General features: G+C 39.9%; 9 protein-coding genes. 3 read left to right on the top strand and 6 right to left on the bottom strand.

What is annotated here, in order from left to right; all coding sequences use genetic code 11:
- Positions 1-218 precede the first annotated feature (218 nt).
- The 3 genes from ACUR5C_RS12810 to ACUR5C_RS12800 are packed head-to-tail and all read left to right on the top strand — an operon-like array spanning position 219 to position 3,068.
- Positions 219-1,424 carry a NupC/NupG family nucleoside CNT transporter gene (locus tag ACUR5C_RS12810; protein ID WP_454465535.1) on the top strand — a complete coding sequence of 402 codons (1,206 nt, stop codon included), beginning with the start codon at positions 219-221 and terminating at the stop codon, positions 1,422-1,424.
- Positions 1,425-1,435: 11 nt separating this feature from the next.
- Positions 1,436-2,395, top strand: a complete 960-nt coding sequence (gene cdd / locus ACUR5C_RS12805) for a cytidine deaminase (RefSeq protein ID WP_454465534.1) — start codon at positions 1,436-1,438, stop codon at positions 2,393-2,395.
- A 58-nt stretch (positions 2,396-2,453) separates the two neighbouring features.
- Positions 2,454-3,068 carry a TetR/AcrR family transcriptional regulator gene (locus tag ACUR5C_RS12800; RefSeq protein ID WP_454465533.1) on the top strand — a complete coding sequence of 205 codons (615 nt, stop codon included), beginning with the start codon at positions 2,454-2,456 and terminating at the stop codon, positions 3,066-3,068.
- A gap of 64 nt (positions 3,069-3,132) precedes the next feature.
- Here ACUR5C_RS12800 and ACUR5C_RS12795 read toward each other — a convergent pair whose 3' ends face one another.
- The 6 genes from ACUR5C_RS12795 to ACUR5C_RS12770 form a co-directional block, all read right to left on the bottom strand.
- Positions 3,133-3,993, bottom strand: coding sequence for an LOG family protein (locus ACUR5C_RS12795; RefSeq protein WP_454465531.1), 861 nt, complete (start codon positions 3,991-3,993; stop codon positions 3,133-3,135).
- A 67-nt stretch (positions 3,994-4,060) separates the two neighbouring features.
- Complete coding sequence (locus tag ACUR5C_RS12790; RefSeq protein WP_454465530.1) at positions 4,061-5,359, bottom strand: NCS2 family permease; 1,299 nt, start codon at positions 5,357-5,359, stop codon at positions 4,061-4,063.
- A gap of 30 nt (positions 5,360-5,389) precedes the next feature.
- Entirely contained in the window at positions 5,390-6,787 is a 1,398-nt protein-coding gene (locus ACUR5C_RS12785) for an MFS transporter (RefSeq protein WP_454465529.1), read from the bottom strand.
- 32 nt (positions 6,788-6,819) lie between these two features.
- Positions 6,820-7,830: an adenosine deaminase gene (locus ACUR5C_RS12780; protein ID WP_454465528.1), complete on the bottom strand. Its 1,011-nt coding sequence runs from the start codon at positions 7,828-7,830 to the stop codon at positions 6,820-6,822.
- Between the two features lie 330 nt (positions 7,831-8,160).
- Positions 8,161-12,780, bottom strand: coding sequence for a hybrid sensor histidine kinase/response regulator (locus ACUR5C_RS12775; protein ID WP_454465527.1), 4,620 nt, complete (start codon positions 12,778-12,780; stop codon positions 8,161-8,163).
- A 440-nt stretch (positions 12,781-13,220) separates the two neighbouring features.
- On the bottom strand, positions 13,221-15,560 hold the full coding sequence (locus ACUR5C_RS12770; protein WP_454465526.1) for a fibronectin type III domain-containing protein: 2,340 nt from the start codon (positions 15,558-15,560) through the stop codon (positions 13,221-13,223).
- Positions 15,561-15,858 lie beyond the last annotated feature (298 nt).

The raw sequence follows: 15,858 nt of genomic DNA, 5'->3' as shown, positions 1-15,858 counted from the left end.
TTAATTTGCTTTGATTTTGTGTAAATCTTTACATTAAAAGCAGTAAATCGTTGGCTTGCTAAAAGTATCATAGGTCAATGTAAGGGACTGCAAAAAAACGAAAAATCGATGGAACTGAGCTAATGAATAGTAAAACACCTTAAATTCGAACTCACTTCTCTAATTTTAAGACGATTTCTTAACAAAAATTATAATTAACCAAACCTGAAGGCACATTCATGAGCATTATTGGCATTATTGCACTCATTGCAATCGCGATTTTATTTTCTGATAACCGTAAAGCAATTAATTTACGAACCGTGAGTGTGGCTTTTGCCATTCAAGCGCTTTTTGCCGCATTGGTTTTATATGTTCCTTTTGGAAAGGAAGCCTTAGCTTCGGTATCGAGTGGGGTTCAGTTAGTCATTAACTATGCCGATAGTGGTATTCACTTTTTGTTTGGTGATTTAGGCCGACAAAAACTAGGGTTTATATTTGCGTTTAATGTTCTACCGGTAATTGTCTTTTTCTCAGCGCTCGTTTCCATCCTTTATTATTTAGGTATTATGCAGAAAATCATTAGCGTTATTGGTGGCTTTTTTAAACATGCCATGGGAACGGGACATGCCGAGTCCTTATCTGCGACGGCCAATATTTTTGTTAGCCAAACCGAAGCTCCGCTTTTAATTAGACCTTATATTTTGGGCATGACTCGCTCTGAACTCTTTGCGGTTATGGTTGGTGGAATGGCTTCAATTGCTGGTTCCTTGTTGGTTGGCTATGCCAATATGGGAGTAGAGCTCAAATATTTAATTGCTTCAAGTTTTATGGCTGCACCGGGCGGCTTGTTGATGGCAAAGTTAATTATTCCAGAAACAGAGCAGCAACAAAAAGCTGATGAGCAGGTTTCATTTGATGAAGGCGAAAAACCGGCCAACGTGATCGATGCTGCCGCAGGCGGCGCTTTAAGCGGTATGAAATTAGCGGTGAATATTGGGGCAATGTTGATTGCATTTATCGCTTTAATCGCGCTACTAAATGGCGCCTTTGGTGGAATAAGTTCTTTGTTCGGCCTACCAGAATTTACCTTACAAAAATTACTCGGCTATATTTTTGCGCCGGTCGCATTTTTAATTGGTATTCCTTGGAATGAGGCAATTACAGCGGGGAGCTTAATTGGGCAAAAATTAGTGCTTAATGAGTTTGTTGCTTATGTAGAATTTGTTGCAATTAAAGAAACCTTAATTCCTCACTCTCAAGTTGTTATTACGTTTGCTTTGTGTGGCTTTGCTAACTTATCGTCAATTGCTATTTTACTAGGCGGCCTAGGCAGTATTGCTCCAACGCGACGCTCTGAAATCGCAAAACTTGGCCTTAAAGCCGTTTTAGCTGCTTCATTGGCTAATTTAATGAGTGCAGCATTAGCCAGTCTATTTGTCGCTTAAGCGTTTTTATAATGAAATCAAATAATATGAATCAATTAGTTTTAGCTTTTCCCGAGTCGGTAAGAGCCGATATCAATCATTTGTTTAGCCACGGTGGTGTACTCGCTGCCAGTCAGTGTGAAACTATTTGCCAGCAATTAAATATTAGCTTTGAACAGTTGATGGTGGCGCTTTTGCCAATTGCTGCAAGTTTTGCCAAGCCTCCGGTTTCTGAATTTAAAGTGGGCGCGATAGCAAGTGGAAGTCAATTGAATGATAAAGGTTTTGCGAATTTATATTTGGGTGCGAATTTTGAATATGTTGGACAGGCTTTATGTCATTCGCTGCATGCCGAGCAGGCGGCAGTTTCTAATGCTTGGTTGCATGGAGAAGACTCGGTCGGTCATGTAGCAACATCCGCCGCACCTTGTGGCCATTGCCGGCAGTTTCTTTATGAAGTAAGTGGCGGAAAATCACTACTGATCCTTATGCCACAAAATGGCGAAACCATAACTCAGCGCAGTTATTCGTCTGCAATTGCGCAGGTTGAGCTTACCGCGCTGTTACCAGATGCTTTTGGACCGCTCGACTTAGGTTGCCAGCAGCTATTAATGCAGTCTTTAAAGCAATCAGTAATTACTCCACTTGAGACTCAAGACTCACTAATTTTAAATGCTTGGGAGGCGGCTAATGAGTCTTATGCTCCCTACACTAAAAATTACTCGGGCGTGGCTTTGCAGTCTAAAGACGGCGCAGTTTTTTGTGGGCGTTATGCTGAAAATGTAGCCCATAACCCGAGCTTGGTGGCGCTTACTGCGGCGCTTAGTCAAGCTATATTAAGTTGCCCTAGCTTTAACCTTAATTCGCTGCAGCGAGTTGTATTGGTAGAAAGTGAGAGTCTTTCAAGCCAGAAAAATATAAGTGAAATTCTTACGTCAGCGATATCTCCAAACCTGTCGTTAGAATACTTTAAAGTCGAAGTTTTAAGTTAGCCATGTTAACTCTTGTATATGTTTAACATGAGCATGCTGTAAAGGATATAAAAGCATAATGAAAGATCAAAAAGAAATTGTTAGAGAGCTAAACCAAGAAAAAATTATTAGGGCGGCGGAAACTATTTTTGCGCAATATGGGTTTAAAGGGGCAACCACCGAAAAAATTTCTAAACAAGCTCAATTACCTAAGGCAAATATTCATTATTACTTTAAAACCAAAGAAAATTTATATCATGCGGTGTTAGAAAACATTCTAAACGAGTGGATGGATGCGGCTAAGGCGTTTGATAATTTTGAAGCGCCGCGACCGGCATTAACAAAATACGTTGAGTCTAAAATGGCTTACTCGCGAACTAACCCTAATGCGTCTAAAGTGTGGGCCAACGAAATTATTCATGGCGCGCCCGCGGTAGGTACTTTTTTAGATACTACCTTAAAGCAGTGGTTAGACGATAGGGTGAAAGTTATTCAAGGTTGGATTGATTCTGGCGCGATTAAACCGGTTGATCCTCGCGCATTTATTTATATGATTTGGTCTACCACACAGCATTACGCAGATTTTGAAAGACAAATCGTTTTATTAAATGAAGGTCGGCCTTTAAGTGACGACGAGTTCGAGCAAAAAACTCAGCAAGTTGTGACCTTTGTTTTAGCCTGCGTTGGTTTGTAGAGATAAAAAAAGCAACTCAATGAGTTGCTTTTTATTTTATCGCTTTACTTTAAATTGGCTGGATTTAGTTAAGTTTTAAATCTCTTGCAAGTAGCTTTAGCACATCTTCTGGGTTGTCTACGTGAACAAAAAGCGCTTCTACTTCGTGGCGTTTAATTGTACCGCGTTTAACCATGTCATCTAAGCGTGCGTATAAACTATTCCAATGCATTGCTTTGTCGCCAACGATATACATAGGAACCCAATCTAGCTGACCGCTTTTCATTTGTTCGATGGTTTGAAAAATTTCCCACTCAGTTCCGGTTCCACCTGGTGCAAATACCATCGCAGCAGAATGATTAATCATTAAGCTTTCTCTAATGGCAACGCTGGTAAAAATCACACCGTCAGAAATGATAGTTTTCGATTTTTTTGAAGACGGACGATATTGCCAAAATGCTTTGCTAGCGTCACCGTCTTTAGCATTTCTTGATGGACCGTAGTAAGTCGTATAACCAATGCTTGGGCCGCCTGCATCAGTTGCTCCTCGAGCACCAGCTTCCATTATGCCTGGGCCCGCGCCTGTTAGTACTGGATAATCTTTGGCGTACTTTTTAGTCCAGTTGTAAGCTAAGTTATAAATCTGCTTATACAAGCGGTCGTTTGCTAAGTTGACTTCAGGATCATCGAGGTTATTTTTTTCACTAATTCTTGAGCTGCCAAAAATAGTAACAAACCCTTGTGGATATTTATTGGCTTTAAAAGCTTCTGCACAAAATAAATCTTGATGAAATTGTGCTACGGTTAACTTGTTTTCTACGCCTTTATAAGCGCCAGTGTAAGAGGCGTTTTTAATGCTTGACTCACACTGAATGTTGTCACTGGCATAGGCTACATTTAATGTCGTAGAAAATAATATGAGGCTTAATAATTTTGTCATTTTCATGTTGGTGTTATCTCTCATTCCGTTAAAATTTTAGGTGTTAAAATAGTTATTAGTCGTTACAGTCAGCTTAGTGGGTTCCTAAGAAAATATATTTAGAGACAAACATGAGCGCCATTATCATTACTGGGATATTGGCTTTGGTGGCTTGTCCGGTTAAAAGCTTGAGGGCTGCATAAGTAATAATGCCAAAACCTATTCCATCGGTAATAGAAAAAGAGAAAGGCATAACAATGACTGTAACCAAGGCTGGTACATATTCAGTAATATCGTCCCAGTCAAGGTTAACCAAGTTTTTGATCATAAATGTAGCAACAAATAATAGTACCGGAAAAGTTGCATAACTTGGTATAGAGCTGACTAATGGTGACAAGAATAAACTAGCTAAAAATAAAACTGCTACTACGACAGCAGTAAGTCCAGTTCGACCACCGGCTTTAACGCCAGCCGTGCTTTCTATATAACTCGTGGTTGGTGATGTTCCTATCACTGCACCGGCTGCCATGGTGGTACTATCGGCAAGTAATACTTTGTTAAGTCTTGGAAGGTTGCCGTCTTTATCGAGCAAGTTAGCTGAGTTAGCAACGGTCACTAAAGTTCCAGCGGTATCAAACATATGCACAAATAAGAAGGCCATAATAATACCGATCATGCCCACTTCAAATGCACCAGCAATATCGAGCTCTGCCCAAGTTGGAGCTAGGCTCGGCGGGGCAGAAACAACTCCTTGAAACTCAGTAATACCAAACAGCACACCTAAAATGGTGGTTGCAATAATGCCAATAATGATAGAGCCGGGAATATTTTTTACTTCTAAAGTTAAGATAAACAAAAAGCAGAAAATTGAAAGTAATACCGTGGGTTGGGTGATGTCGCCAAGAGTCACTAGTGTAACAGGGTGGTCAACCACGATAGCCATGTTTTGTAATGCAATAATTGCTAAAAATAGCCCGATGCCTGCTGCAATAGCCATTTTTTGCGAGTTAGGGATTGCGTTGATTATCCACTCTCGTATAGGAAGCACACTGAGAATTAAAAACAAAATACCCGCTAAAAATACTGCACCCAAAGCCACTTGCCAAGAGTAACCTTCTCCCAATACAACGGTATAGGTAAAAAAAGCATTAACTCCCATGCCAGGGGCTAATGCGATAGGGTAGTTGGTAAACATGCCCATTGCGAAAGTTGCTAGGGCTGCGGCAACGCAAGTTGCGACAAATGCAGCGCCGCGGTCTATTCCTGCTTGAGCCAAAATATCGGGATTGACAAAAATAATATAGCCCATTGTAAGAAAGGTTGTGATACCGGCAATAATTTCTGTGCGCACAGTGGTATTGTGAGCCGACAGTTTAAAAAATGATTCAAGCATATGATTTTCTCTTTCGAATAAAAGTGTAATTTATTTATTGTGCAGTTTGTCTAAAATTGGCGAGCGACTATTCCAAGTAAATAGTAATAGAAATGTGCCAATTGCCGCAGAAGCTAGGTAGAAATAAATAACATAATCCCACCCCCATAATTCAGAAATAACGCCGGTTCCATAGTTCGCCACAAAGGCGCCAATATAACCAAATAAACCGGTAAGTCCTACCGCAGTCGCTGCGGCTTTTTTGGTTGCAAAATCTGCAGCGGCAACCGCTACCAGTAGCATAGGGCCATGCACGAAAAAGCCAACCGCAAAAAGTGTAATTGACATTAACACTGCGCTATTAAAAGGAACATAAAGGATCGCAAGTACCGAGAACACCAGTAGCAGCATAAATATTACCGAGACGCGGCCACGGCGTCCTTGAAATAAACTGTCTGACAACCAACCTGCGGCAATAGCGCCTACAATACCAGCGATCTCAAAGGCCGACGTGGTAATTGCTGACTCCATAATAGAAAGGCCGCGGCTCTCTTTTAAAAAGCTAGGTGCCCAATCTAAAATGCCGATGCGAACAATATAAATAAATAAGTTCACCAGACTTACTAGCCAAATCATCTTATTTTTTAAAATATGTGTGGTAAATAATTCTAGCGGAGTTTCTTTTCGGTTTGCTTCCGCAACTATCGCTTCATCTAATACGGGTGAATGAGACTGGTTGGTCTCTTTGTCTAAATGAGACTGCTGATAAACTTCGATAGGCGGTAAGTTAACTTCTTCGGGTTTATCTCTTAATCGATTAAAGAGGAAAAAACCATAAATTAGTGCAAACATGGCCGGAGCAAAAAAGACGGCTCGCCAGGTTTCAAAGTAAACAATTAAATAACCACCTGCGGTGAGAATAAAAGCTGCCCCAATATGATGCGACATATTCCAAATACCCCATTGCTTACCGATTTCTGAGGTGGTAAACCAATGAGTAATTAAACGGCTACAAGGCGGCTGCCCCATGCCCTGAAAAATATTATTTAAAATCCAAAACAATGCAAAAAAGCTGGTTACCGACATGCCGAGAAAAGCACTGGTTGTTTCGGTAGTAAAGCCAATAATAAAGCTCACACCAGCGGAAAGAATGAGTCCAGCACTCATTACATAGCGTGCACTATAGCTATCGACTAATAGTCCACTTAAAAACTTAGACAGCCCGTAAGCGATTGACGCGAAAGCCAAGGATGCGCCAAACTCATCTTTGCCAATGTTAAACTCTTCTCTAATGTAAGGGTTAGCGACAGAGAGGTTTTTGCGAATAAAGTAAAATACAGCATACCCCGTAAGAATCGAAAACATAATTCGATTCCGCCAGTAAGGGTAATGTCCGTAATCTGCTTGCTCACCAACTTCTTGAGTGGTTACTTTGTGATTATTACTCAACGCTATTTCCTTTATTATTGTTATTTGAGTGACTAGTTAAGCGCAGCTTGAATAGCAGACAAATGTTGCTGTTTTTCTTGCTCTGATAAAAAAGAGCCAATAAAACTATTTTTAGCTAGTTGAATGATCTGTTGTTGATTTAAGTCTAGCGCCGCGGCAATCGCTTTGTAGTTATCGTTAATATAACCACCAAAATAAGAAGGATCGTCAGAGTTAATGGTAATTAAAAGCCCCGCATTGAGCATTGCTGGCAACGGGTGATTTTTTAAGTCGTCTACGACACATAGTTTTAAATTAGAAAGCGGACACACCGTAAGCGCCATTTGGTTTTCTCTGAGCTTTTTAATCAACTCAGGAGACTCCATGGAACGGTTGCCGTGATCTAAGCGATCAATTTGTAACAGTTCTAACGCTTCTTCTACGTACTCTGGTGGGCCTTCTTCACCAGCATGGGCAACGAGCTTTAAGCCGAGCGCTTTGGCTTGCGCAAATACATTTTTAAACTTTGATGGCGGGTTGCCCACTTCTGATGAGTCTAAGCCAACACCGTCAATAATATCGATAAAAGCTTTGGCTTCATTTAATGTTTCTAAAGCACTCTCTTCACTAAGATGGCGTAGAAAACACATGATTAGCTTATAACTAATATTATAATGCTCAAGTCCATATTCTAGGCCGCGCTTTATGCCAGAAATAACGGTTTCAAAAGCGATCCCGCGTTCGGTGTGGCCTTGCGGATCAAAAAAGATTTCAACATGCTTAACATTATCTTGCTGACTGCGCGCTAAATAGGCCACCGTTAAATCAAAAAAATCTTGCTCTGTTACCAATACACTCATACCGGCATAGTAAATATCAAGAAAATCTTGTAATTGGGTAAAGTTATAGGCTTCTCTTATTTCCTCAACACTTGCATAGGGGAGTTTTAATTGGTTGCGTTTAGCTAGCTCAAACATAAGCTCTGGCTCGAGTGAGCCTTCGATATGTAAATGCAGTTCCGCTTTTGGAAGCTTTTCTATTAAGGAGTATAAATCTGTCATCATAATTCAAAAAATGCCTGTTGTTTCAGTGGTTAAGCTCACGGTTTGACTCAATAAGAGCCTCACTGGCTTAACATCCTGACAAAATGGTCAACATAATCGGCCATTGTAACTAAAATGAAAGTGTATTTCCTGTGAAAAATGAAAGAAAGCGCTATATCTAAGTATTTCGTTTAACCTAAAATCATAGAAATACCGGCGAATTTCATGGCTTGCTTAATTTGGGAAAGTTTCGATGTGCTAATGAATAGGTCATAGCCTAAAACAGTGCAATCTAACTGACTGTATTTAAAGGCTTTAATTAGTTACGAGGTTTAAGGCTGTCGGGCAGAGTTAGTGTTTTGCAAAATAAGCCTGTATTTCTTTAAGTAATGCGACTAAATGAGGCAACAATGTTTCTAATGGTCTTTCTGTCGCTGCTTGTTCGCTAGCGTAGGATTTCTCTAATAACTCGCAATGTTGGCTTAACTTGATTGCTCCAATGGTCGCACTTAAACCTTTTAAGGTGTGTAGAAATGCTTTTTCGTCGCCTTCTTGCAGTGCTGCCTGCTGTAGTTTCACTGCGTTATCAATGGCTTGATATTTATCAACAAACATTTGCAGAATCTCATGAAACAGTTGTTCGTCGTGATCCATTGAGGCCAAACCTGCGGCATAGTCAAACTCGAGAGGTTCAACAAGCTCACCTTGTTCTAATGGCGTGGCATTTAACGACTTTGAATCTAGCTTTAATGGCTTTTCGGTAAAGCGTTTGGCTAGCGAGTCAATTTTGATCATCTGTCTGGTATTTTCAGGTAGTAACCAGCGCTGAATACAGGCGTATAGAACTTTGGGCTGAATAGGTTTAGAAATGTAGTCATCCATGCCGGCCTTTAAGCACTTTTCACGGTCACCCACCATGGCATGAGCGGTCATAGCAACGATTGGCTGAGTGCTGAGCAGTTTTTCAGTCCGAATAATTTGAGTGGTTTCTACACCATCGAGAATTGGCATTTGCATATCCATAAATACCATATCGAAGCTTTGCTCTTTAAGGAGTGTAATCGCTTCTTGGCCATTGTTGGCACACATAACATTGACGCCAATTGAGCTAATTAACTCTTGGGCAACTTGTTGATTGATAGCATTGTCTTCAACTAGCAAAACGGTTTTTTCCGACAGCTTTTGATAAAGTGTCGCCTTCTGAGTTTCTGTGAGCTCGGCATCTTCGATATTAGGTAACTTGATATCTAAAGATTCAAGCAGGCCATTATATAGCTGTGAGGGGGTGAGCGGCTTTTCAATAATGCTGTCAAAAATTAAGCGATGACTTGCCTCGACCTGAGTCGATACGCTACACATTAATAGAATTGAAACGCGCTCGCTGAAAATTCGCTTTCTCAAAAACTCACCAATTTGCGCAAAGTCGGCACCGGGTAAAGACGCATCCAATAATATTAAATCGTATTGATTAAAGTCTATAGCGCATTGCTCAAGCTGTTCACTACTGATATTAGTGGCAAGATAGGGCAGGGCGGTAATACCAAAGGATTCCAGCATGCGAACTAAAGTCACCAAGGTGTCGCCATTATCGTCTATGACTAATACTTGGAGCTGCTCTAGTTGAGGCTTACGGTTAAGAAATTGAGGCAGGTTACTTTTATCAATACCAAATTTTGCATTAAAGAAAAATTCAGTTCCCACGCCGACTTCACTTTGCAGCTGAATATCGCCCCCCATAAGATGGACCAAACGTCTACTTAAAGAAAGTCCAAGTCCCGTGCCACCGTAACGACGTGTTGTGGACATATCCGCTTGAGTGAAAGGCGAAAAAATACGTTCCATTTGCTGCGCTGAAAGGCCTATGCCGGTATCAATAATTGATACGCCTAGCTCAATTTCATCTTTGGATTGAGAGATTTTCTTAAAGTCAATTTCTATATTGCCGTACTCGGTAAATTTAATTGCATTGTTGGCTAAGTTAATAATCACTTGACGTAATCTTAGTTCGTCACCAATTAAATGGGTGTCGATATCTTCAAGGTGAGAAACGATCAGTTCAAGACCTTTTTCGCTTGCCTTAGGAGAAATAACATTGATTACTTCATTGACCACATCTTCTAAAGAGAATGGGCGGTATTCTAATTCGAGTTTGTCAGCTTCTATTTTGGAGTAGTCTAAAATGTCGTCAATAATTCGCAACAAAGAGCTAGATGAAGATTGTATTTTAGTTAAATAATCAAACAGTTTGTCGTGCATTGGTATACGTAAAGCTAATCCACTGAGTCCAATAATCGCGTTCATTGGAGTGCGAATTTCATGACTCATATTAGCTAAGAACTTCGACTTAAGCTCATTTGATTTTATTGCATACTCTTTTTCAATCTGGGCGATTTTATTCTCTTTGTCTAAACGGTCGGCTAAACTCTTTTCTCTGTAAATGTAATAAAGTACGACCGACACGATTAAAATATAAAATGTATAAGCCCACCAAGTTTTCCAAGGAGCCGCTTCGACGTTTATAACGAGTTGGCTATAATCATTGCTCCACACGCCGTCTTTATTACTGCCTTTTACCTTAAATATATAGCGTCCTGAGTCTAGGTTGGTATAGGTTGCTCGGCGGTTTTTGGCATCAGTGTATAGCCAGTCACTATCAAAGCCTTCTAGTTTATAGGCGTATTGATTCAACTCACTCGCAGCGAAATGTAACGCAGAAAATTCAATAGAGAAAACATTTTGTAAATAACTAAGGTTTATTGACTCGGTTGTTTCTATGGTTTGAGTGAGTGGAGAGTGATCTTTTCCACTTGATATTTTAACATTTTGGTTGAACAGCATAAATTCAGTTAAAACTAAATTGGGTGGGGTAGTATCAAGTTGTATTTTTTCTGGAGTAAAAACTGTTAAGCCGCTAACTGCGCCAAAAAAAACTCTGCCACTGGAGTCTTTGTATCTTCCCCTTATATAATAGCCGTCGACGATAACACCATGCTGTTCGCCAAAGTAGTTTGACTGCATAGTTTGCGGATTAATTTTAAATATGCCACTAATGGTACTCAGCCATAAATTTTGATGACGATCTTCGACAATCGAACCTATCGCCCCTAGCGGTTTCGCTTCGTCTTTAAAACGCTCAAATGTGATATTGATTGCTCTTTCTGGTCCATAATTTGGAACTGCTTTGCAAAGGCCTTGAGCAGTGGCGATCCAAATACTGCCGTTAGAAGTTTTAAAAATTTCGTTAATATTGTTGTTGCAAACTGAGTTGCTGGCTTGCTCTTGGGTATAATGCCTGACAACTTTTTTAGTGGTTAAATCTAAAATATCAATTCCATAGCCCTCTGTGCCTATCCATAAAAATTCATTGTCGTCAAAAAATAAATAGCTCACTTCGTTACTTGAAATCGAATGAGGATCAGATTTATTGGTTTGGAAATTCGTAAATTGAAAACTATTTGGGTCTAGTCGACTTATGCCTCCGCCTCGGGTTCCAACCCAAATATATTTGTTTTTGTCCTCAGCGATATGTAATACCTGGTTGTGCCCTAATGATTCGGGGTCGTTAGATAAATTCTGAAAATACTTTACAGATTTCGTCACTTGGTCAAACCTAATTAGGCCATTAGAGCTTGAGCCAAGCCACAGTATATTATTGCTATCTTTAAATATATCTCTTATTTTTCCTGTTTGAGAGTAAGGCAAATAGGGAGGCGATTCAGTTTTTCCGGTTTCTAAATTAAATGTTAGAACGCCTTTTTCCCATGCTGCCAACCAATAAGTACCAAATTGATCTTGAGTTATTGCGCGTATGCTTTGTTTTGCAGAGTGAGCGTGTTGTTCGGTCTGTAAATACTTTGAAAACTGATTACTCCCATGATCAAGTTTATTAATTGCACCTGTCCAAGTACCTACCCAAAGTACGCCGGACTGATCAACAAGCAAGGATACAATTTCTTGATCGTTGATGTTAGAAGTTGCAGGCATTTCTGGAGTGAACTGTTGAATTTGCTGTTGAATTTGGTTGTACTTAAACAGGCCTAAATGCTGAGTTCCTATCCAAAGGTTATTTTCATGATCTTGAGTAAACGCTGTTGCGGTAACTTTTAAATTGAGGTTAGGATCGCTCGTTAGTCCAAATAAAGATAAAGTTTTTAGCGTGGAATCGTATCGATAAGCGCCATTTGCCATAGTGCCAAACCATAGGTTGTTTTGGTTGTCTTCAAATATTTCTTGTACGTTCTTTAGTTGAGAGGAAATATGAGATTGTTTTATGGTTTTAGTGCCTGGCATAAGTTGGCTAATTCCACCGGGAGTTGCTGAAGGAATTAATCGTGTATTTCCAGAAGCTATCCATAAAATACCATTTGAGTCGAGCAATAAGTCACTGATTAAATTGCTGGGTAGTTCTCCGCCAGTTGAGTTCACAGTAAAAATATTATAATTTTTAGAGTCGGGGTTAAGCTGAATTAAACCACCGCCAGCAGTACCAACCCAAATATTACCATCGCTTCCTTCTGCTAAAGTAGTAATGTGATTACTTGCTAAGAGCTCTAAATCTTTAGGTTGAAAATAATAGCGCTGAAAATCTTGGGTTGTTGGATTATATTGATTGAGCCCATAACGGGTTCCTATCCAAAGTCGCTGTTTAGAGTCGACCAATAAAGCTTCGACAAAACTATCAGAAAGTGAGTGAGGGACTTGGCGCTGGAATTTAAACGATTTAAATTGATAGCCATCGAAGCGGTTTAATCCTTCTTGAGTTGCAATCCAAATAAAACCTTGGTCGTCTTGCGCGATATCAAAAATAGTGACTTGAGAAAGTCCATGAGCTTTGTCAATTTTTTCAAAGTCTAGAAAGTTTTGTGCGTTGGCTTGCGGCGCAAATTGTAAGCTAACAAACAGGAGCACCCAAGCATAGATGGGTTTAGCGCCAAAAGGCCACCGCGAGAATAGGTTAGACTGCAACTTCATTGTTTACTCAACAAGTAACCAAATAAGTTGTTTTGAGAGTAAAATTGGTACAAGTGGCGCTACTCTTTATTGGTTTGAATTAATTGAAGCATTAGCTATTAGTGTAGTCTAATTTTGAGGATTTAGGAGGCTAGTTGACGCTTGTTTTAAGCCTAAAAAGCAAGTAAAAGCATGGAGTTGAGCTGTGAAGTCTTAAGCTTTATTTATTAAAAACAATGAGTTAGCAGGTTGCTTAGCTATCTCTTATGGGGATATAAGAAGAAGCCTTTAGAATAAGCAAAACTGAAGTTTAAATTAAAAATCACCAATATCTGCGAATAAGCTGATATTTTATGTGAGTATAAGTTCTAGCTTGTAATCAAAGAAAAATTGTGGCGTTAAAATAATGAGTGCCCTGGTGAAAGAGCACTAATATTAGGTTAAGTTATAGCTTGGTGGTATTAGTAGCTAATCACTTTACTGGTTAAGTTTGAAAAATCACTTTCTACCCCATCAGCGTTTATTGCCGTAACTGCAAAGTAGTAAGTATTATTATTTTCTAATCCATCGATATAAGTGCTCACTTGGCTTGCACCGTCAACACTAACTGATTGGCTTAACTCGTTCGCAGACTTGCCGTAATAAACTTTAAACCCCGTTAAGTTTTCAACAACTGAACCATCGGTATTTGCGGTTGGCGGGGTCCAGCTAACAGTTGCAAAACCTTGGTGGTTAGTGCCTTCGTTAATATACACAATAATACTTTGCGAGTGCGACGCATTCCTAGAATCAACACTAGTCGCAGTTATCGTATGGGTACCGACTGAAAGCGCTAAGCTAACATTTGCACCAGAATTAAAGTGACCATCGATATTTGAATGCCATTGAACTTGTTGGCTGATGTTGCCATCTTCTTCATCGTTAGCAGAAGCAGTAAAGTTAACTGTGGCGATGCCTTCAAATACGCTGCCATTGGCCGGTGATAAAATGGTAACAACCGGCGCGGTGTTACTCGCTTGGTTAACCTGAATGGTGATTTTTTGTTGATGGCTAGCATTTTTACTATCGTAAATAGTCGCACTAATTACATGTTCACCATCGCTTAGCACTGCGGCTACGTCAGAACCAATACCTAATAGCCCGTCGATACTTGAGCGCCATTGAATATCATTACTAATACCACCATCTTCTGGATCGCTTGCTGAACCCATAAACTCTATTCGAGTACCTGTATCAAAAACCTGCGCGTTGCTCGGCGTATCTATTTCAACATAAGGCTGTGAGTTGTTTGCGTCTTCTAGTACAACAATATTGGTTTGCGTTGTTGAGGATTCATTTTGTGCGTCACTGACTGTAGCCGTGATAGAGTGACTTCCACTAGATAAACTCGCACTAAAGTTGGCACCTGTTCCAATCGCACCGTCAATGTTAGAGTGCCAAACAATGCTAGCACTTAGGTTTCCTTGTTCGGCGTCATTGGCACTAGCGCTAAATGATATGTTTGCGCCAGACTCAAAGCTTGCACCAAGGCTTGGAGAGTGAATGTTGATTTCTGGTGCGGTATTTTGTTGCGCTTGCTCAATTGTAATGTTGATTTGGGTTGAGTTACTTAAACCTTCAGAGTCAGTTGCACGTGCGGTAATTGAGTGATTACCCTCTGCAAGAGCGGTACTGATGCTTTCACCTATGCCAATATTTCCTTGAATACTTGAACTCCACACAATGACCGAATTTAAATTACCATCTTCATGGTCAATCGCACTAGCTGAAAAGCTAATATTATTTTCAGTATTAAAACTCGCACCGCTAGTTGGCGTTAAAATGCTTACTGACGGAGGCATGTTTTGCGGAGCTGACAACACTTGAATAGAAGTTTCTTTGGTTGTTGTTTTTCCTTGTGAGTCTTCGACAAAAGCATAAATAATATGAATACCGCTCGTGAGTGTCGCAGCAATATCTGAACCAGTACCTAGCACTCCGTCGATACTTGAGCTCCAAATAATTTGATTACTTAAGTTACCATCTTCTTGGTCACTTGCTGAAGCCATAAATTCTACGTTAGCACTACTTTCAAAAGTTGAGCCATTGAGTGGCGTGTCAATTTCTAAATAGGGTGCGTTGTTACTTGGAGACGAAGCAACAATAATATTAACGAATCTATCGCTGCTCGCGCCAGATGAGTCAGTAACTTTCGCGGTAATGGTATGATTTCCTGAAGAAAGGCTAGCCGCAATATCAGAACCAACACCAAGTTGCCCGTCAATATTTGAACTCCAAGTAATATCATTACTTACATTGCCATCTTCTGGATCACTTGCAGAAGCCATAAATTCTATGACCGATTGATATTCAAAAGTTGCACCATTGTAGGGTAGATCAATCTCAATTCCTGGCAGCTGATTGCTGTTGCTTAAAATATTTAATTTAATACGCTTTTTGGTAATTTCTTGGCGCGAATTTTTTACTTTAGCGGTAATGGTATGAATACCTATAGACAATTGTTTGGTCATACTTTTTCCTTTGTGAAGTCGACCATCAATATTCGAGCGCCAAATAATTTTATGACTAATGTCGCCATCGATTTCATCCTGCGCGGTGCCAGAAAAGAAAATACTCTCTTGGTTACTATACTCATCATAATTGATAGGCGTATCAATGCTAAGTTGGGTGCTAGTTGCGGCGTTAGCGTTGGAAATAACTAAATTAAAAAGAACAAGGGTGAGAACAAAAAACTGTGAGATTAAACTTTTAGAATTTGTACCAATACTTCTACTACGGGTGGAACTAAACAAAATTTTCATAAAACGATTTACCACTTAAAATTAATATTTGCTGGAAACAGTGTCTTTATCGACCCGATTTGAAATACTTAATCGCAGTAAATTTCTAGATGAGCATTAGTTCACACTTAGCGTGTGAACCCCGCAAGCATTGTTAGCAAAGATAATGAAAAGCAGTTTTTTATAACTTTTTATTTTTCACCTCCTAAAACACCATTGGCAGGCAACTTTTGATTGCAGCTATAGAGCGAGGAGCGGTTGAGGCGCAGTGCAAAAATATTTTAACGGTTTTGTATATTGCTTTGAGATATTCGAGTGA

It is taken from the genome of Aliikangiella aequoris, assembly GCF_053709105.1.
Note: the sequence above shows the minus strand (reverse complement) of the source record. Positions and strands in the feature narration are given on the sequence as shown.